The organism is Mesorhizobium sp. LNJC394B00 (genome assembly GCF_000502555.1).
GTDB lineage: Bacteria > Pseudomonadota > Alphaproteobacteria > Rhizobiales > Rhizobiaceae > Mesorhizobium.
This window is the reverse complement of sequence record NZ_AYWH01000007.1, coordinates 40,121-58,853: the sequence shown is the minus strand read 5'-3', so window position 1 is coordinate 58,853 and position 18,733 is coordinate 40,121. Positions and strand designations below refer to the sequence as shown.

The 18,733-nt window shown below is 64.1% G+C and carries 13 protein-coding genes; 5 read left to right on the top strand and 8 right to left on the bottom strand.

Annotated elements, in window-relative coordinates; genetic code table 11:
* The first annotated feature begins 312 nt into the window (after window positions 1-312).
* From X751_RS143195 to X751_RS143210, 4 genes are read left to right on the top strand one after another with little or no spacing between them, the layout of a single operon-like run.
* Window positions 313-4,395 carry a Pls/PosA family non-ribosomal peptide synthetase gene (locus tag X751_RS143195; RefSeq protein WP_023745472.1) on the top strand — a complete coding sequence of 1,361 codons (4,083 nt, stop codon included), beginning with the start codon at window positions 313-315 and terminating at the stop codon, window positions 4,393-4,395.
* A complete protein-coding gene (locus X751_RS143200; RefSeq protein WP_023745471.1) occupies window positions 4,395-4,853 on the top strand; it encodes a GNAT family N-acetyltransferase in 459 nt (152 codons plus the stop codon). Before X751_RS143195 ends, X751_RS143200 begins: the two co-directional genes overlap by 1 nt.
* A complete protein-coding gene (locus X751_RS143205; RefSeq protein ID WP_023745470.1) occupies window positions 4,850-5,614 on the top strand; it encodes a 4'-phosphopantetheinyl transferase superfamily protein in 765 nt (254 codons plus the stop codon). Before X751_RS143200 ends, X751_RS143205 begins: the two co-directional genes overlap by 4 nt.
* A gap of 18 nt (window positions 5,615-5,632) precedes the next feature.
* Window positions 5,633-6,169, top strand: coding sequence for a dihydrofolate reductase family protein (locus tag X751_RS143210; protein WP_023697685.1), 537 nt, complete (start codon window positions 5,633-5,635; stop codon window positions 6,167-6,169).
* A 167-nt stretch (window positions 6,170-6,336) separates the two neighbouring features.
* On the opposite strand, the gene X751_RS143215 is transcribed toward X751_RS143210, so the two are convergent.
* The 5 genes from X751_RS143215 to X751_RS143235 form a co-directional block, all read right to left on the bottom strand.
* The gene (locus X751_RS143215; RefSeq protein WP_023694766.1) at window positions 6,337-7,197 is read right to left on the bottom strand and encodes a patatin-like phospholipase family protein; all 861 of its coding nucleotides are present in this window, start codon (window positions 7,195-7,197) and stop codon (window positions 6,337-6,339) included.
* Complete coding sequence (locus X751_RS143220) at window positions 7,194-8,570, bottom strand: pitrilysin family protein (RefSeq protein ID WP_031247162.1); 1,377 nt, start codon at window positions 8,568-8,570, stop codon at window positions 7,194-7,196. The genes X751_RS143215 and X751_RS143220 overlap by 4 nt, the downstream gene beginning before the upstream one ends.
* Before the next feature lie 188 nt (window positions 8,571-8,758).
* Window positions 8,759-10,114 (bottom strand): pitrilysin family protein, encoded by a 1,356-nt coding sequence (locus X751_RS143225; protein WP_023824515.1) that lies wholly within the window; start codon window positions 10,112-10,114, stop codon window positions 8,759-8,761.
* Window positions 10,115-10,210: 96 nt separating this feature from the next.
* Window positions 10,211-10,765, bottom strand: coding sequence for a 16S rRNA (guanine(966)-N(2))-methyltransferase RsmD (gene rsmD / locus X751_RS143230; RefSeq protein WP_023671544.1), 555 nt, complete (start codon window positions 10,763-10,765; stop codon window positions 10,211-10,213).
* A 47-nt stretch (window positions 10,766-10,812) separates the two neighbouring features.
* Window positions 10,813-12,996, bottom strand: coding sequence for a pseudouridine synthase (locus X751_RS143235; protein ID WP_023705740.1), 2,184 nt, complete (start codon window positions 12,994-12,996; stop codon window positions 10,813-10,815).
* A 180-nt stretch (window positions 12,997-13,176) separates the two neighbouring features.
* Between X751_RS143235 and X751_RS143240 the strand changes: the two genes are divergently transcribed.
* Window positions 13,177-13,629 (top strand): nucleoside deaminase, encoded by a 453-nt coding sequence (locus tag X751_RS143240; RefSeq protein WP_023694762.1) that lies wholly within the window; start codon window positions 13,177-13,179, stop codon window positions 13,627-13,629.
* Between the two features lie 28 nt (window positions 13,630-13,657).
* Here the strand turns inward: X751_RS143240 and X751_RS143245 are convergent, their stop codons facing one another.
* From X751_RS143245 to X751_RS143255, 3 genes are all read right to left on the bottom strand, one after another.
* Window positions 13,658-14,341: a hypothetical protein gene (locus X751_RS143245; protein ID WP_023682973.1), complete on the bottom strand. Its 684-nt coding sequence runs from the start codon at window positions 14,339-14,341 to the stop codon at window positions 13,658-13,660.
* 201 nt (window positions 14,342-14,542) lie between these two features.
* Window positions 14,543-17,515 (bottom strand): isoleucine--tRNA ligase, encoded by a 2,973-nt coding sequence (gene ileS, locus X751_RS143250; protein WP_023745466.1) that lies wholly within the window; start codon window positions 17,513-17,515, stop codon window positions 14,543-14,545.
* Window positions 17,516-17,748: 233 nt separating this feature from the next.
* Window positions 17,749-18,552: a MipA/OmpV family protein gene (locus tag X751_RS143255; protein ID WP_031247161.1), complete on the bottom strand. Its 804-nt coding sequence runs from the start codon at window positions 18,550-18,552 to the stop codon at window positions 17,749-17,751.
* Window positions 18,553-18,733 lie beyond the last annotated feature (181 nt).

The following is an 18,733-nucleotide window of genomic DNA, read 5'->3' as shown; positions in this document are numbered from 1 at the left end:
ACCCCTGCCCCGCAAGGGTCAACGAGGCCCGGCAAATCCCCGCCCAGACACACTCCAGAAACAAAATTCAACAGTTCGGAAAAACCGGCGAAAAGATCGGGTGGCATAAGCTTCNGCCCAGACACACTCCAGAAACAAAATTCAACAGTTCGGAAAAACCGGCGAAAAGATCGGGTGGCATAAGCTTCCCCGTCGGGATTCCGGGCACTTCCTTTTTGGAAGCCCTCCACCAACAAAATCGCAGCGGCGGCGCAGTGCCTGCTCCAGCGGCGGCATGAACAGCCGGGCGATGCCCGGCGAGGACGAGAAAGTATGGACATGGACTACGATATCGCCGAACTGGACAGCGACGCGGCAATGCCGATCGGCGGCCTGCCAGGCATCGATGCGCTGGCACGGATCGCTCGCGGCCCGACAAGGGACGGCCAGGTCCTGACGGGCGCCGACTTTGCCCTGCAGCCGGGTGAGCGGCTCGATACGGTGTTCGAGCAGCTCGCCGTGACATTCGCCACGTTGCCGGCGGTGATCTCCGACGGGCGCGTGTGGACCTATCAGGAGCTGAACAGCCGCGCCAACCAGTTCGCCCGCATGCTGATCAAGCACGGCGTGCGGCCGGGCCACCGGGTCGGGCTCATTCTCGACCGGTCGGCGGAGACCTATGTGGCGTTGCTGGCGGTGATGAAGGCGGGGGCTGCCTTCGTGCCGCTGGCCACCGCGTTTCCGCAGGAGCGGATGGCGCTGATCATCGAAGACGCCGGCGTCAGCATGATCGTCACCATCGCCGCCTATGCGTCGCGCGCCGGTCAACTGCCCGTTCCCCATGTACTGATCGACAGCGCCGCCGCCGACATCTCCACACAGTCGCCCGCGCCGCTGAAGCAGCAGGCGAACGACGACATCTGCTACATCCTCTATACCTCGGGCACCACCGGCAAGCCCAAGGGCGTGGTCATCACGCACCAGAGTTTCGTCAATTTCATACACGTCGCCGCCGCCTCCTATGGCTACCGGCCGGGCGACCGGGTCTATCAGGGCATGACCATTGCCTTCGACTTTTCCTCCGAAGAGATCTGGGTGCCGTTCGTCGCCGGCGCGACGGTGGTGCCGGCACCTGGCCAGATGCCGCTGGTGGGCGAGGAACTGGCGGATTTCCTGCGCCTCCATGACATCACCTGCATGGCCTGCAGCCCGACATTGTTGTCATCGATGACATCGGATGTGCCCAGCCTGCGCACGCTTTTGGTGGGCGGCGAGGCCTGCCCCCACAATCTGGTGGTGCGCTGGTCGAAGCCGGGCCGGCAGATCCTCAACACCTACGGGCCGACCGAGGCGACCGTCACCGCAACGATGGGGGCGCTGACGCCGGACCGTCCCGTCACAATCGGCGCGCCGTTGCCGACTTACTCGATCGTCATTCTCGACGCTTCGCTGCCGCAACTTGCCGAGCCCGGTGAACTGGGCGAGATCGGCATTGCCGGCATCGGGCTCGCCGTCGGTTATCTGAACAGGCCGGACCTGACCGACCAGAAATTCATCGCCGATTTCGTCGGCCTGCCGAACAACCCGTCGCAGCGCATCTACCGCACCGGCGATCTTGGCCGGATCAACGATAGCGGCGAGATCGAGTATGCCGGGCGCATCGACACGCAGGTGAAGATTCGCGGATATCGCATCGAGCTCGGCGAGATCGAGGCGGTGCTGCTCGACCAGCCCGAGATCGCGCAGGCCGCCGTCACCACCTGGGAGATCGAGCCCGGCCGCGTCGAACTGGTTGCCTATTACGCGCTTAAAACCGGCGTAGCGGCGATTTCCCGAGGAGATCTCGCCCAGACGATGAAGCGGCGGCTGCCGGACTATATGGTGCCCGCCTATCTGGAGGAGCTGCCCGCCATCCCGATGACCGTCTCCAACAAGGTAGACCTGCGCCAACTGCCGAAGCCGACGAGCGTCCGGCTTTCGGCCGATCGCACGATGGTGCCGCCCGGCAATGAGGACGAGCGATTCCTGGCGGAAGCGCTGGCAACGGTGCTGAAATTCGACGCGGTGTCGGTCGAGGACCACTTCTTCGACGATCTCGGAGCCAATTCCTTGCTGATGGCGCATTTCTGCGCGCGCGTGCGCACCAGGAAGGAATGGGCGACGACGTCGATGCGCGACATCTATCTCTATCCTACAGTGGCGCGCCTGGCGCTGCATCTGGGCGTGGAGATGACGACGGCCACCAACGAGCCGGTCCTCACCCGCCGGGCCTCGAATTTCGCCTACTGGACCTGCGGCGCGGCGCAGCTTTCGTTCTACGGCCTCTACAGCTACGTGGCGCTCTGGGCGATCAATGACGGCCTCAACTGGATGTATGACGCGCTCGACGATCCGCTGCAGCTCTATATCCGGTGCGTGGCGCTTTCGGCGGCCGTGTTCTTCGGCATGTCGGGCTTTGCCGTCATTGCGAAATGGGTGCTCATCGGCCGCTGGAAGGCCGAGGCGTTTCCGATCTGGGGCGTGCGCTACTTCCGCTTCTGGGTGGTCAAGACGTTGATCCGCACCGCACCCGTCGTGCTGTTCCGCGGTAGCCCGCTCTACAGCCTCTATCTGCAGCTGCTCGGCACCAAGCTGGGCAAAAACGCCGTCATCGAATCGAAGTCCGTGCCCGTCTGCACGGATCTTATTTCCATCGGCGCCAACACCATCCTGCGCAAGGAATCGATGATCCTCGGCTTCAGGGCCCAGTCCGGTTATATCCACACCGGGCCGCTGACCATCGGCCGCGATGCCTTCGTTGGCGTCGGCTCCACGCTCGACATCGACACCAGGATCGGCAACGGCGCCCAGCTCGGCCATTCGTCCTCGCTGCATCGCGGGCAAAGCATTCCCGACGGCGAGCACTGGCATGGATCGCCGGCGGTGCCGACCACGGCGGACTATTGCAAGGTGCGCAATGTCAATCCTTACCAGGTCCGGCGCTTCCTCTATGAAGCGCTGCAGCTGATCGGCCTGTTTGGCCTCGTCACCCCGCTGCCGCTCCTGTTCCACAGCTACTGGGAATATGTCGGCGACGACTATCAGGAGACGATCGGCCTTGTCGCAATCGGCACCACGGTCACGCTTTTCGGCTATATCGCGGCGGCTTTCCTGGCAGCGACGCTGGTGCCGCGCCTGACCAGCCTCATCTTGAAGCCGGGCCGCACCTACACGCTTTACGGTTTCCGCTACTGGCTGCAGACCGTCGCCGAATTCGCCAGCAATTCCCGCGTGCTCGGGCTCCTGGCCGGCGACAGCTCGGCCATCGTGCACTACATGCGCGCCATCGGCTGGAACCTCAACAGAGTGGTGCAGACCGGCTCCAATTTCGGCTCCAACCAGCAGCACGAAAATCCGCTTCTGTGCGAGATCGGCACCGAGACCATGGTCTCGGACGGGCTGTTCATGATCAACATGCACAAGTCCGCCTCGGCCTTCAGGCTCGAGCCGACGCGCATCGGCGAACGCAACTATCTCGGCAACAACATCTATTATCCCCCGGACGGCCGCACCGGCGACAACGTGCTGCTCGGCACCAAGGTGATGATCCCCATCGATGGGCCGGTGCGCGAGAATGTCGGCCTTCTCGGTTCGCCTGCGTTTGAAATCCCGCGCATGGTGAACCGCGACAAGGAGCTTATCGCCGGCGTCGACGAGGCCGACCGGCGCCGGCGCATCCCGCACAAGAACCGCCACAACCTGGTGACCATTCTTCTGTTCCTGGCAACGCAATGGGTCATGCTGTTCGTCACGCTGGCGATCTGGGACCGGGCGCTGAACTACTATACGGAATGGGCGGAGGTCGCCCTGTTCGCCGCTGTGCTTTTGACCTCGGCGATCACCATTCCGTTCTACATTCTGGTCGAGCGGGCAAGCCTTGGCTTTGGCCGGTTAAAGCCGCAGATGACGACGATCTACGACGTCGCCTTCTGGCGCCACGAACGCCACTGGAAGCTGGCGGATTCGCCGATCGTGCGCCTGTTCGCCGGCACGCCGTTCCGGCCGATGATCCTGCGCCTGCTCGGCGTCAAGGTCGGCAGCCGGGTCTATGACGGCGGCAGCAATTTGACCGAGCGTTCGCTGGTCGAGATCGGCGACGACGTCACGCTCAACGAGGGCTGCGTGATCCAGGCCCATTCGCTGGAAGAAGGCGCGTTCAAGTCCGATTTCATCCGCATCTGCGATGGCTGCACGCTCGGGCCTTCCGCCTTTGTCCACTACGGCGTGGTGATGGGCAAAGGCTCGATGGTCGATGCGGACTCCTTCGTGATGAAGGGCGAAGAGCTGGAGCCCAACTCGATCTGGCGGGGCAACCCGGCCAAGCTGCATCGCTTCGTCACGCCGGTGCCGGAGGATAGCGTCAAGGCAACGGCTTGATGAGCGCAGACATCCGCCTCGTTTCGGTGACCGGGGCCAACCGGGCCCTGGTCGCGGCTCTGGAACTGGCTGCGGATCAGATGGATTTCGTCGCCAGCAATGCGGAGTCGCTGGACGAAGCCGAAAGCGACGGGGACGCTCGGCCGCGCGTCGTCATGGCAGGGGATCGCGTCATCGGTTTCCTGATGTACGAGGCGCCGCAGGACGACGACGAGGCGCGGATCTACCGCTTCATGATCGATCGCGTCCATCAGGGCCAAGGCTACGGCAAGGCCGCTTTGCGCGAAGTGCTGGATGAAATCATGCGGCTCGGCCACATCAGCCACGTTTCGATCTGCTACGAACCTGGGAATGAAGCGGCACGCCGCCTCTATCGCGCTGCCGGTTTCGTCGAAGAAGGGCCCGACGAGGACGGGGAAATGATCGCCGACCTCGCTCTGCGGGGCGAACAGCCATGACGCGCCGGCTCGATGCCGGTGCCAGCCTGTCGGCGCAGTTGCTGGCGGCGATGGCCGCCATGGCACCGGCCGGCGTTCGGATCGGATGCCGCACGATCCGCGAAGGCGATGAGAACCATTTGCTGCCGCAGGAAGCACGCTCCATCCCGTCACGCCTGCCGCTGATGCGGCGGGCGAGTGGCGCGGCGCGGTGGATCGCGCACGAGCTGCTGGCGGATATGGGCTTGAACGACGTCGCTATCCTCCGCGGCTCCTCCGGCGCACCGGTATGGCCTCATGGAGTAACGGGGTCGCTGGCTCACGACGACGAGATAGCCGTGGCGGCCGTCGCGCCGCTCTCCCACGTCGCCTCGCTCGGCATCGATATCGAGCCCGCTTTGCCCCTGCCCGACGACATCTTCGCGCTGGTTGCAGTCCCCGCTGACCGGATCGACGCAACCGACTTGTGTCTTGCCGGTCGCATCCTTTTTGCCGCGAAGGAAGCTGTCTACAAGGCCGCCTACCCGCTTGATGGCGAAGTGCTGGGCTATGAGGACATCACCGTCGATCTCGACGCAAGCGACGCTGTGACGAAGACGGGCCGCAGAGCGAGACTGGTTTACTGCGTTGCTCCGTGTGTGGTCGTTCTGGCGTTTGTCGATGGTGTCCGAAGCGCCCCCCCTTTAAGCGCGATGGGCCAGCGCCCGACAGCAACGCCTGCTCAACAAAGCGCTTTTTTTTCGCAGAGCGGTCGCAAAAGGCTCACACGGTTCGTCCTTTGACAGAAGAAGGAGCGCGCCATGAGAAACCTTATTATCACCGAGTTCATCAGCATCGATGGCATCGCCGAGGTCGAGAAGCTGCCCAGCGTGACCTGGAACGATGAGATGCAAAGGTTCAAGGAGGACGAGCTTGCCGACAGCGGGGCCATGCTTCTGGGGCGCACGACCTACGAGATTTTTGCCGGCTCTTGGCCCAAGGAAACCGGAGACTTCGCCGACCGGTTCAATGCGCTGCCGAAATATGTCGCGTCGACAAGCCCGAAGGCACTCGACTGGAAACCGGCCGAGTTGCTGAAGGGTGTGTTGCCGGAAGCGGTTCGGGCGCTGAAGCAAGGCAGCGGCGGCAACATCTATGTGCATGGCAGCCTGAGCGTCGCGCGGGAATTGCTGCGCCATGGTCTGGTCGATCGCGTCAGGCTGCTGAGCTACCCTGGCTCCGTCGGGGAGGGCAAGAAGCTGTTCCCGCCCGATATGCCGGTGGCGTTGGAGCCGATCTCGACCGTACAGTTCAGCAATGGCGTGGTGGCGCTGGAATATGCGGCTGGGAGGGTGTGAGACGCTGGTGGGTAATCTCCCCTTGAGGGGAGATGTCGCCGAAGGCGACAGAGGCGGTCGGTCCGTCCTGACGCAACCTCCTATCGACCGTAGGAGGTCGAGCTTCACGCGAGACGACCCCCTCTGGTCCGCCGGCCATCTCCCCCTCGAGGGGGGAGATCGGCAGCTCACCCTGCTTTCTTCCCCCGCTTGCCCTTGGCATGCGCCTCGACCACTCTTTCCACCTCGCGCTTCAGTTCGTCCTTGACCTCCTGCGTCTCGGCAAGCAGCGTGTCGATCTTCATGAAATCGAGCACGCGGTATTTTGACACTGGCGGGCGGATCAGTATGTCGGGGGGGCGCTGGTTCAGCTTGTGGGCGATGATCGACTGCATCATCAATTGCGTGGCGCCGTACATCAGATCGACGGTGGTCGGGTGCTTGCGCTCGGCCTCGCTCGGCGCACCGACGACGTCGATCGCGATGATGATGTCGGCGGCGTCTTCGATGAGGTCGAACGGCACCGGATTGTAGATGCCGCCGTCGATCAGCACGCGGTCGTCGCGCGTCACCGGGCGGAACACGGCGGGAATGGCAGCCGAGGCGGCGAGCGCCGAATGCAGGTCGCCCTCGTCGAAGACGGCCAGCTTGTGACCGAAATAGTCCGTCGCCGTCACCTTGAGCGGGATCATCAGCTCGGCGAAGGTTTCCGGGATGGCTTCCGGCAGGAACGCCTTCAAGATGCGCTCTATGTTGAACTGGCTGACGCGGATGCCGCCCTGCATCGCCTCGGCGATGGTGCCGGGACGCGAGCGCCACATGCGCGCCGCCACCTCGGCGCGGCGGCCGAGGATCGAGCGGGCGTAGTCCTCGATGTCCTTTCCGCTCATGCCCGAGGCCATGCCGGCGCCCATGATGGCGCCGATCGAGGAGCCGGCGATGGCCACGGGCTTGATGCCGAGCTCGTCCAGCGCCTCGACGATGTGGATATGGGCGAGGCCGCGCGCGCCGCCGCCGCCAAAGGCGATACCGAAAGTCGGACCTGTCATTTGGCCTCCAGCTTCGGCCCGATGCTCATGATCGCGGGCGCCGGCGTCAGCAGCTTCTTCGCCGCTGCCTTGACCTGATCGAGCGTCACGCCGTTGATGAGCGCCGCGCGGCGCTGCACGTAGTCGATGCCGAGATTGTCGAGCTGCAATTCCACCAGGGTCGCGGCAATGGCGCTGGAAGAATCCAGATTGCTGATAGCATAGGAGCCGACCATGTATTTCTTGGTCGCGTCCAGCTCGGCCTCGGTCGGCCCCTCCTGCGCCATCTTCTTGACCACCTCCTTGACGATGGCGAGCGTCTCGGCGGCGCGGTCGGAACGCGTCGCCGTGGTGATGATCAGCGCATTGGAATGCTGGTGGTCGACCAGGTTGGAATCGACGGAGTAGGCCAAGCCGCGCTTTTCCCGCACCTCGTCATAGAGGCGCGAGGTGAAGGTGCCGCCGCCGAGAATCTGGTTCATCAGCACCGCGGGGAAGAAATCCGGCGCATCGCGCTTCACACCGGGGTAGGCAAACTGCAGCGAGGTCTGCGGCAGGTCGTAGTCGACCTCGAGCTGCTGGCCGAGCTTCAGCTCGGTATCGGCAACCGGTTGCAGCACCTGCTTTTCCGGCAGATCGCCGAAGACCTCATCGAGCTTCCGTTTCAGCGTCGCGGCATCTATGTCGCCGACCACTGCAACATGCAGGCCGCTGCGGGCGAAATTGGCCTTGTGGAAGGCAGCCAGATCCGCTGCCGTGATGGTGGCGATGCTGTCCTTGGTGCCCTGGTCGGGCCTGGAATACGGATGGTCGCCATAGATGGCGCGCAGCCATTTGGTTTGCGCGACGGTGTTGGGGTCACGCTCATTGGCGATGATGCCGGACAGGATCTGGGCGCGGATACGGTCGATCGGCGCCTGGTCGAAGCGCGGGCTGGTGACCGCCAGCCTGAGCAGGTCGAAGGCCGCATCCTTCTGCTCGGCCAGCATCCGCATCGCGCCATAGGTGCCGTCGCGCGCCGCTTCGAAGCCCATTTCGGCGCCGGCATCGTCAAGCTTGATCTGGAAGGCCTCGCTGTCGAGGTCGCCGGCGCCCTCGTCGAATAGGCCGGTCATCAGATTGACCAGCCCTTCCCGCCCCGCCGGATCCTGCGTCGAGCCGCCATCGAAGACGAAGCGGATGGCGACGATCGGAATGGAGTGGTCCTCGACCAGCCAGGCGTTGACGCCTTTCGATGAGGTCACCGGCTGAATGTCCATCGCGTGCGCGGCAAGCGCCGGCAGGATGAGGAAGAAGATGCCGAGGAACAGTGTGGCGAAGACGTGGAGAACCGCGATGCGCCTATGAGTAATCCCATCAGGCCATTGATCGCCAAGGTCAGCTCCGCCCCTCATCGCGCTGCCGGGCACTTCTCCCCGTATAGTGACGGGGAGAAGGGGTCTCGCCGCGACGCTGGCGCTCTTCTTACGACGCTGATGGTTGGCGAAATCGACGATGACAGCGCCCCTCTCCCCGTCACTATAGGGGGAGAGGATGCCGGCAGGCAGGTGAGGGGCAGCGCTAACGCTCAATCTCGTCATCATCAATTCCCCGCCTGTTGCTGCGGCAAGAGATAGCCGGTCGTCGTACGATCGAGCAGCAGATAGCGTGCGGCGACCGCCTTTATCTCATCGGCGGTGACCTTGCGAATGCGTTCCGGCCATTCCTCGATATCCCTGACGTTGCCGCCGGTGGCGAGCTCGGCGCCGTAGAGATTGGCCATCTCGTCCTGCTTGTCGCGGGCGAAGATCATGGCCCTGATATAGCGGGCCTTGGCCTTCTCCAGCTCATCGGCGGTGACGCCGTCCTTGACGATGCGGGCGATCTCGGCGTCGACGGCCGCCTCGACGTCGCTCAGCTTGGCGTCGCCGCGCGGCGCGCCATAGACGGTGAAATTGGTGGCGTCGAGCATCGTACCCTGGAAGAACGCGCCGGTCGCCGATGCGATGCCTTGCTTGACCACGAGTTGCTGGTAGAGCCTGCTGCGGCTGCCGCCGCCAAGGATCTCTCCCAGCAGGTCGAGCGCCTCGGCCTCGCCGGGTTTTGCCGTGTGGTAGGACGGAACCACCCATTGCGTCGAAAAGCTCGGCACCGAAACGCGCCCATCGGTGAGCGTCACCGTGCGCTTGGTGTTCTGCTCCGGCTCGACCGGGCGGATGCGCGGGGGCAGGTCGGGACCGCGCGCGACCTTGCCATAGGTTTTTTCGGCCAGCGCCTTCACGACCTCCGGCTCGACATCGCCGGCCACGATCAGCACCGCATTGTTGGGGCGGTAGTATTTGTCATAGAAGGCAACCGCATCGGTGCGGTTCAACTGCTCCATCTCCTGCATCCAGCCGATCACCGGAATGCGGTAGGGCTGGTTCTGCCAGAGCGTCGCGTCGACCTCTTCGTCGAGCACCGCCTGCGGATTGCTGTCGATGCGCGCGCGGCGCTCTTCCAGGATCACGTCGCGCTCGGTCTTGATGACCTCGTCGGTCAAGATGAGGTTGCGCATGCGATCGGCCTCGAAGCTCATCATCTCACCGAGTGCCGAGGGCGCCACCGTCTCGTGGAAGGCAGTGTAGTCATAGGAGGTGAAGGCGTTGTTGGAGCCGCCGATGGCCGATATGGCGCGGTCGAACTCGCCCGCGGCGTGGTTGGTCGTGGCCTTGAACATCAGGTGTTCGAAGAAGTGCGCTATGCCGGACTTGCCTGGCGGCTCGTCGGCGCTGCCGATCTTGTACCACACCATATGGGTGACGATGGGGGCGCGGTGATCGGGAATGACCACCACCTCCATGCCATTGTCGAGCAGGAAGTTGGCCACCTTGCCATCGTCCGCGGCCAGGGCCGGGCCGGCCATGGTCAGCGCGGTGGCGAGCAAGGCTCTCCGCAGCCATTCAGTATGAAATGTCATTGATGGCTCCGGTTGTTATCGCGCGACGATAGGCAAGGTTAGCCGCGGAGGCAAAGTGAATTGTGCGTCATTTTGAAGGCGCCGGTCGCTCCACCCTTACGCAAGCTCGATGAACCGGACCACCGTCTCGCCGTAGTTTCGTTCATCAACCACCGAGAATTCCGGCCCAATCTCGAAGGGCGCCGAGGCGGCTTCCTCGACCACGCAGAGCGCGCCGGGCAGCAACCAGCCGCCATCCCTGGCCGAGCGCAGGGCGCGCTCGCCAAGGCCCTTGCCATAGGGCGGATCGGCGAAGACCAGGCCGAATGCCGCAAGCGTACCGGCCTCACCCAGGGCGGTCGCGTCGCGGCGGAAGATCTTGGTGCGGCCGGTAAGGCCAAAAGCTTCGACATTGGTGCGGATCAGGCCGCGTCCTTCGGCCGATTCTTCGATAAAGACGCCATAGGAAGCGCCGCGCGACAGCGCTTCGAGGCCGAGAGCGCCGGTGCCGGCGAAAAGGTCGAGCACACGCGCGCCGTCGAGCTTGTCGGCAAAGCGGTGCGCCAGCACGTTGAAGACGGCCTCGCGGGCGCGGTCGGTCGTCGGGCGGATGGCATGGTCGCGCGGCGTCGCCAGCGGACGCCCGCGAAATTGGCCGCCGACGATTCTCATTTATGCCCGGGTCTCATTTAAGGCCAGATCTCATTTAAGTCCCGGCATCATCTGGTCCTCGGGCCCTTGGGACCGTTGCGTGGCCGCTCGCCGCCCCGACCGCCATCCGGACGCTCGCCACCCGGCTTGCCGAACGGCTTGGCTCCGCCCGGCTTGCCATAGGCCGGCTTGCCATAGGACGGCTTGAACGACGCCTTGCGCGCCTTGGCCTCAGCCGCCTTGGCGGCATCGGCTTCCGCCCTGCCCTTGCCGATCGGACGCGCGCCCGGCGCCATCCAGACATTAGCCTTGCGCTGGCCCGGCGGATCGATCGGCCGCTGCTCGCGCTCGGGCTTCTTGCCGCCGCGCGGTTTGTCACCAAAGGCGCCGCGCGGCTTGTCGCCGAAGCCTCCACGGGGCTTGTCGCCAAAATCGCCGCGCGGCTTTTCGCGAAACTCGCTGCGCGGCTTGTCCGAAAACTCGCTGCGCTCGGGTCTCGGGCCGCGTTCGCCAAAGCTCTTTTCCGGCCTCGCGCCCCTTTCGGGACTGGTCGACAGCTTGCCGAGCGCTTCGTCGCGGCTGCCTTCGCGGCGCTTGCGGTTCTTGATAAGACCGCCCTCGCCGATCGGCCGATGGTCACCCTCGCGGGTGACTTTCGGCCGTTCCGGCTCCGCGTCACGCTCTCGCCGCACCGGCTGGTTGGAAAACGGCTTGATGATCTCGGCGTCGAAATTGGCGCCGGATTCCTCGACCAGTCGCTCGCCGAGCTGGTCGCGCAAGACGCGGCCCTTGATCTCCAGCACATGGCCTTCGGCGAGATCGTCGAGCTGGAACGGTCCGTAGGAGATACGGATCAGCCGCGTCACGTCGAGGCCGAGCGATCCAAGGATGTTCTTCACTTCGCGGTTCTTGCCTTCGCGCAGGCCGATCGTCAGCCAGGCGTTGGTGCCTTGTTCACGATCGAGCGTCGCCTCGATGGCGCCGTAGAAGACGCCGTCGACGGCAATGCCTTCACGCAGGCCTGCGAGCATGCTTTCCTCGACCTTGCCATGAACGCGCACGCGGTAACGGCGCAGCCAGCCAGTGGCAGGCAGTTCGAGCACGCGCGACAGACCGCCATCATTGGTGAGCAGCAGCAGGCCTTCGGTGTTGATGTCGAGGCGGCCGATGGTCATCAGCCGTGGCAATTCGGCCGGCAGCACGTCGAACACGGTCTTGCGGCCCTCGGGGTCGCGGTTGGTGGTAACGACGCCGGCCGGCTTGTGAAACAGGAACAGGCGGGTGCGCTCGATCGGCGGGATCTCCATGCCGTCGAGATGGATGATGTCGCCCGGCATGACGTTGAAGGCCGGCGAGGTCAAAGCCCGGTTGTTGACCTTGACACGGCCCGCCGCGATCAGGTCTTCGGCGTCGCGGCGCGACGCCAGGCCGGCGCGGGCCAGCCGCTTGGCGATACGCTCGCCGGCTTCTTCAGCCTCGGCCGGACGCGGGCGCGGCTTGAAGGGGCCGCCAGATGCTTGCGGCCGGTCACCACCGAAATCGCGCTTGGGGCGATCGCTGAAGTCACGCTTGGGACGATCTCCGGCGTCGCGCTGCGGGCGATCGCCAAAATCGCGCTTTGGCCGGTCAAAACGCTTTTCGCCCTCGGCGGAAGCAGGCCGATCGCCACGCGGTGCGTAGGGCTTGCGCGGCCCTTCACGCTTTTCGAAAGGCTTGCCTTCGGGACGCGGCCCCTTGCTGAACGGCCGATCGCCGCCCTTGAAATCGCGCTTTGGCCGCTCGCCATCGGCCGCAACCGGCCGATCGCGGCGCGGTGCATAAGGCTTGCGCGGCCCCTCGCGCTTTTCATACGGCTTGCGTTCACCCTCGGCCGCCATAGGGCGATCCCCACGCGGCGCATAGGGTTTGCGCGGCCCTTCGCGCTTTTCATACGGCTTGCGCTCGCCTTCGGCTGCCATCGGCCGGTCACCGCGTGGTGCATATGGCTTGCGCGGTCCCTCGCGCTTTTCGAAGGGCTTGCCTTCGGAACGCGGACCTTTGCTGAATGGCCGGTCGCCACTTTTGAAATCGCGCTTGGGCCGCTCGCCCTCAGCCGCTGCGGGCCGGGCGCCTCGCGGTGAATAGGGTTTCTTGGCCCCGAAGGAGGGTTTGCCGCTTTTGCCGGCGGCGCCATCGCGGCGCGGCCCCGCGGCTCCAGGGCCGCTTTTGCCCGGGCCTTTGTGGCGCGGAGATTTCTTGTCGTTGTCGTCCATGTGGCCTTTGCCTTGTTGCGCTGCTACAGCGTGGCGCATCCTTTCGGACGCGCAAAGGACGCTATAGCACTTTGATTTGGCGCATGATCATTTCCGAAAATCTGTTCCGATATTCGGGTTGACGCGCTCCATAACAGGATCACCGCCAAGTGGCGAGGAGATAATCGGAATGGAAACCGCGTGAAGCGGCCGGATTTCATGGCGCTGGCGCTGAAAGAGGCGCAAGCCGCCGCCTTGCGCGGAGAAGTTCCGGTTGGCGCCGTCATCGCCAGCGGCGACACGGTGGTGGCATCCGCCGGCAACCGCACCCGCGAACTTGCCGATCCGACGGCGCATGCCGAAATGCTGGCCATCCGCGCGGCCTGCCAAACGCTCTCCAGCGAGCGGCTGACCGGCCACGACCTCTATGTGACGCTGGAACCCTGCGCCATGTGCGCAGGCGCCATTTCCTTCGCCAGGCTGCGCCGGCTCTATTTCGGCGCGGCCGACGAGAAGGGCGGCGCGGTGGTCAACGGCGTGCGCTTCTTCGCTTCGCCGACCTGCCACCATACGCCCGACATCTATCCGGGCATGGCCGAGGCCGACGCGGCGCTGCTGCTCAGGGAATTCTTTCGGGAAAGACGCGAAACGTAGAGCCTTCAGCTACCGAAGGCGACGGTTCCTACCAGGAGGGCAGCCAGTCGAAGAGCCCGCCGCTCTTGCCCTTGGCGGCCGCTTCCTTCTTGAGGCGGCGTTCCTTCTTGTATTCATCCTCGCCGAGTTCGCCCTGCGGCGCCGTGTCGGAGGCAGCCCGATAGGCCAGAGGCGGCTCGCTCAGATATCTGCGAGTGTTGGGATCGCCCTGCTTTTGCTCTGCGGTGCGGCGCTGGATCTCGGCGGCGCGGCCCTTGTCTGAATCCTTCGGCGACCAGGCCGGCGGGTGGCTTGAGCCCGAATCCGCCAGCGCCTTCTTCACGGAAGCCGGATCGGTCTGCACGTCGTCGACGATCCCCGACTGATAGGACGGGTCGTCCTGGTGGGCAGTGGCGTCGGCACGCAGGCGGGCGCGGCGCTGCTCGGGCGATTCGGGCCAATCGGTGCTCGCCGTCTCGATGCTTTCCTGCGGCGGCGGCAGCACTTCCTTCTGCCCCGGCGCCGGCTTTACCAGCTCCGGACGCGGCCTGTAGTCGATCTGTTCCTTGTGCTTGGGCGTGATCGCGAAGGCGCCGGAAAGGTCTCCGGCAAGCTGCTCGCCAGCCGTCTTGTCGGTGCCGTAGGTAGGCGAGCCCATGCAACCGGACAGAGCGAGGCCGGACGCGACAAGCGGCGCCAGCAGCGCAACGCGCACGGAAGTTCTGTCGATCATGCCAAAAAGTCCCACTCTAGACAGCCTCTCGATCGTCACCGGCCAAAGGCCCGGTCCCCATCGTCCACGCTCTTGCGACGGAATTCCGGCGACAATTTGTCTTCCGGAGTTTCGCGTGTTTATCTCAACCACTCGTTAAGGGCAACGCGCGGGCGGTTTTCGCCCACGCGGCGTGGCATTTGTGCACCGGCTTATGAGCAGTCACAAACGTCCCAGAGCCTTGAGTTCATGCAGGACGGCGGCATCGCGGGCAGACACGTCGGGGAATTCCACGTCCTGCCCGACATCGGCGGTATAGCGCCACGAACGCGCGCATTTGACCAAGCCGCGGTCCTCGGCTTTTTCGACCACCACCGCGACACCCTTGACGTCGTCGAGCGCAAAGGCGCCTTCCGGCGCCTTGCCATGGGCGATGACGAGATCGCTGGTGATCGCCATTTCGGCCATGTCGACATCGGCGATCGCGGCTTCAAGCGCGGCATCGTCGAGGGTCACGACCGGCACGGCTTCCAGCGAGGCACCGATGACCTTCTGAGCGCGTGCGATCTCGAGCGCGCCGGTGACGACACGGCGAACCTGCCGCACCTTGCGCCATTTTTCCGCCAGCGCCTCGTTCTTCCAGTCGGCCGGAATCTCGGGGAACTGGTCGAGATGCAGCGAGACAGCATCCGGATGACGGTCGAGCCAGGCTTCTTCCGTAGTGAAGGGCAGCATCGGGGCCAGCCATTTCACCAGGCAGTCGAAGAGGTGGCGCACCACTTGCACCGAGGCCTTGCGCTTCACGCTGGCGGGTCCCTCGCAATAGAGCGCGTCCTTCCTGATGTCGAAATAGAAGGCCGACAGCTCGACCACCATGAAGTCGAGCAAAGTGCGGGTGATGCGTTTGAACTCGAACGCGTCGTAGCCCGAGCGCACGACCTCATCGAGTTCGGCCAGCCGATGCAGCATCAGCCGCTCCAGTTCCGGCATCTTGTCCAGCGGCACCTCCTCGCCATCATCATGGGCGAGCGTGCCCAGCATCCAGCGGATGGTGTTGCGAAGCTTGCGGTAGGCGTCGATGTTGGTCTGCAGCACGTTCTTGCCGAGACGCTGGTCTTCCCAATAATCCGTCGTCACCACCCATAGCCGCAGAATGTCGGCGCCGGACTGCTTGATGACGTCTTGCGGCACGACGGTGTTGCCGAGCGATTTCGACATCTTTCGCCCCTCCTCATCCATGGTGAAGCCATGGGTGACGACGGTGTCGTAAGGTGCCCTGCCCCTGGTGCCGCAGCTTTCGAGCAGCGAGGAGTGGAACCAGCCGCGGTGCTGGTCGGAACCTTCGAGATAGACGTCGGCCGGCCATTTCAGGTCCGGACGGTCTTCCAGCGTGAAGACATGCGTCGAGCCCGAATCGAACCAGACGTCAAGGATGTCCATCACCTGCTTCCATTTGGAGGCATCGTGATTGCCGAGGAAACGCTCCTTGGCGCCGGCAGCGAACCAGGCGTCGGCGCCTTCCCTCTCGAATGCGTCCATGACGCGCTGGTTGACGGCATCGTCCTTCAGCACATTGCCGTCCTCGTCGGCAAAGACGGCGATCGGCACGCCCCAGGCGCGCTGGCGCGACAAGACCCAATCCGGGCGTTCCTCGATCATGGCGCGGATACGGTTCTGGCCGGCCGCCGGCACGAAGCGTGTGTCATCGATCGCCTTCAGCGCACGGCTGCGCAGCGTCGTGCCGTCGCCGAGGTCCTTGTCCATATAGACGAACCATTGCGGCGTGTTGCGGAAGATGATCGGCTTCTTCGACCGCCACGAGTGCGGATAGCTGTGCTTCAGCCGGCCGCGCGCGAACAGCGCGTTGCGCTTGATCAGTTCGTCGATGACCGCCTGGTTGGCATTGCCCTTCTTGCCGTTGTCGTCGATGACGCGCGCCGCCCCGCCTTCGCGATCCGGGCCAAAACCCGGCGCGTCCCTGGTGAAGAAGCCGGCATCATCTACAGTGAAGGGGATGGCAGGGTCGATGCCGCGTGCGCGCAAATCCGATGCCGCATCCATCCAGGCATCAAAGTCCTCGCGGCCATGGCCGGGCGCGGTGTGGACGAAGCCGGTGCCGGCGTCGTCGGTGACATGATCGCCGGCCAGCATCGGCACGGCGAATTCGTAGCCGCCGCCGAGACCTTCGAAGGGATGTGAAAGTGTAAGGCTTCCAAGCTCTTCGACCGAAACGCTGCGAAGGCGATTCAAGGTGACCTTGGCCTTGGCCGAAGAGTCTTCGGCAAGCGCATCTGCAAAGATCAGCTTTTCACCGGGCTGTGGACCGAACGAATTTTCGGCTGCGGTAACTTCATAAAGGCCGTAGCCGATCCGTGACGAATAGTTGACGGCACGGTTGCCGGGGATCGTCCACGGGGTTGTCGTCCAGATGACGACGTGGGCATCCCTCAGTTCCTTGATAGCTTCCCAAGCGCCACCCAACTCGGGTGTCGTGACAGTTCTTCCTGATCCAGCGCCGACGATCGGGAACTTCACCCAGATCGTGTCGCTCTCATAATCATGGTATTCGATCTCGGCCTCGGCCAGTGCGGTGCGCTCGACGACGCTCCACATTACCGGCTTGGAGCCGCGATAGAGCTGGCCCGACATGGCGAACTTCAACAACTCCCCGGCGATGCGCGACTCCGAGTGGAAAGCCATCGTCGTATAGGGGTTCTTGAAGTCGCCGACGACGCCGAGCCGCTGGAACTCGCCACCCTGCACCGTGATCCAGTTCGCGGCGAAGTCGCGGCATTCCTTGCGAAATTCGTTGACCGGCACCTCGTCCTTGTTCTTGCCCTTGGCGCGGTACTGTTCCTCGATCTTCCATTCGATCGGCAGGCCGTGGCAGTCCCAGCCGGGCACGTAATTGGAGTCATAGCCGCGCATCTGGAACGAGCGGGTGATGACGTCCTTGAGGATCTTGTTCAGCGCGTGGCCGATATGGATGTTGCCGTTGGCGTAGGGCGGGCCGTCATGCAGCACGTATTTTTCGCGGCCGGCGGCCGCCTCGCGCAGCTTGGCGTAAAGGTCCATATCCTGCCAGCGCTTGACCAGCAGCGGTTCCTTTTCCGGCAAGCCGGCGCGCATCGGGAAATCCGTCTGCGGCAGGTAAAGCGTCTTGGAATAGTCGATCGTTTCAACAGTGTCGGTCATTGGTCTGCCATGTGCATTGCCCGGCGGGCGTAAAAGCTCGGGCGTGAACTATCATGATTTGGAAAAGCGCGAGGGGGCGCGCAAAACTCCCGGCGGCTCCGGCGGCGCTCAGGCCGCCCGGAACACCGGGCCTGTAATTCGTATCGTCAGCGCGCGAAGGCGTGAAAAGCTCGTCATTGCCGGGCTTTTAGCGGAGAAAGCCGCAGGAATAAAGCGTCTCTTGTTCGATTCACTTACATCGCGAAGTCGAAGCGATAGGTGGTCGAGACGCCGACCGTGAACTGGTTACGGTCGCCGCGCTCCTGGACCAGGCTGGAATCGGCGGCCGGGCCCATCAGGCGCGCATATTCGCCGAACAGGCTGGCGGTCATCGGATCGGTCACCTTCCAGGTGATGGCGCCACCAAGGCCGGTCGATTTCAGGCCGCCGCCAGGATGGTATTCGCTCAGGCCCGAGGCCGCAGCCTCCTTGGCGTTGACACCATAATAAGAGTCGAAATAGCCCGACGAGGCAAAGGACACGCGTGGTCCGCCCGAAATTCTGACAGTCGGCGTCACGTCGTAGAAAGCATCGGCGGCGATGTCGGCGACAAAGCCATCATGGGCACGAATGCCATGGCGCAGTTCGGCGCGGGCGCGCAGCCAGTCCGTCGGATAGATTTCGAAGAAGCCGCCGACCTCACCGCCCCAGCGCACCGGGTCGAGGCCCTTGAGCTCATCCTTGCTGTCGCGGGAAAACAGGAATTTTCCGGTCAGGCCGGCGCGGACGCCGCCATCGTCGACCAGCGCCAGCGAGATGTTGTCGTTGCGCGAGGTAAAGCGCGCGGCCGGGCCGGCCTTGCCCAGCGAGATGATTGGCGATGCGCTGAGCAGATAGCTGTTGGAGCCCTCGAATTTCGGCGCGACCATGCCGGTGGCGCCAAGCGTCAGGTACCAGTCTCCGGACAGCCCGCCGAAGGTGCCCTCGCCCGCATTGGCGATGGACACAGTGAGCAGCGCCGAGGCGAGAAAAAGTGGAATCGACCAGACAATACGCATCATCACCACATACGCGAAACCAACGGAGAGAACACCCGGCAGCCAACGCCATGGCGCCGGTTCGGTAAAATTTGACTTAAAATCTGTAGAGTGGCGGCAACTGCGACCCTGTTTTTTATGCTGTGGCCCGTTTGAACAGGGCGCCGCCGGGCCTGTGGCGAGTTGACAGAAATAGCGAGGT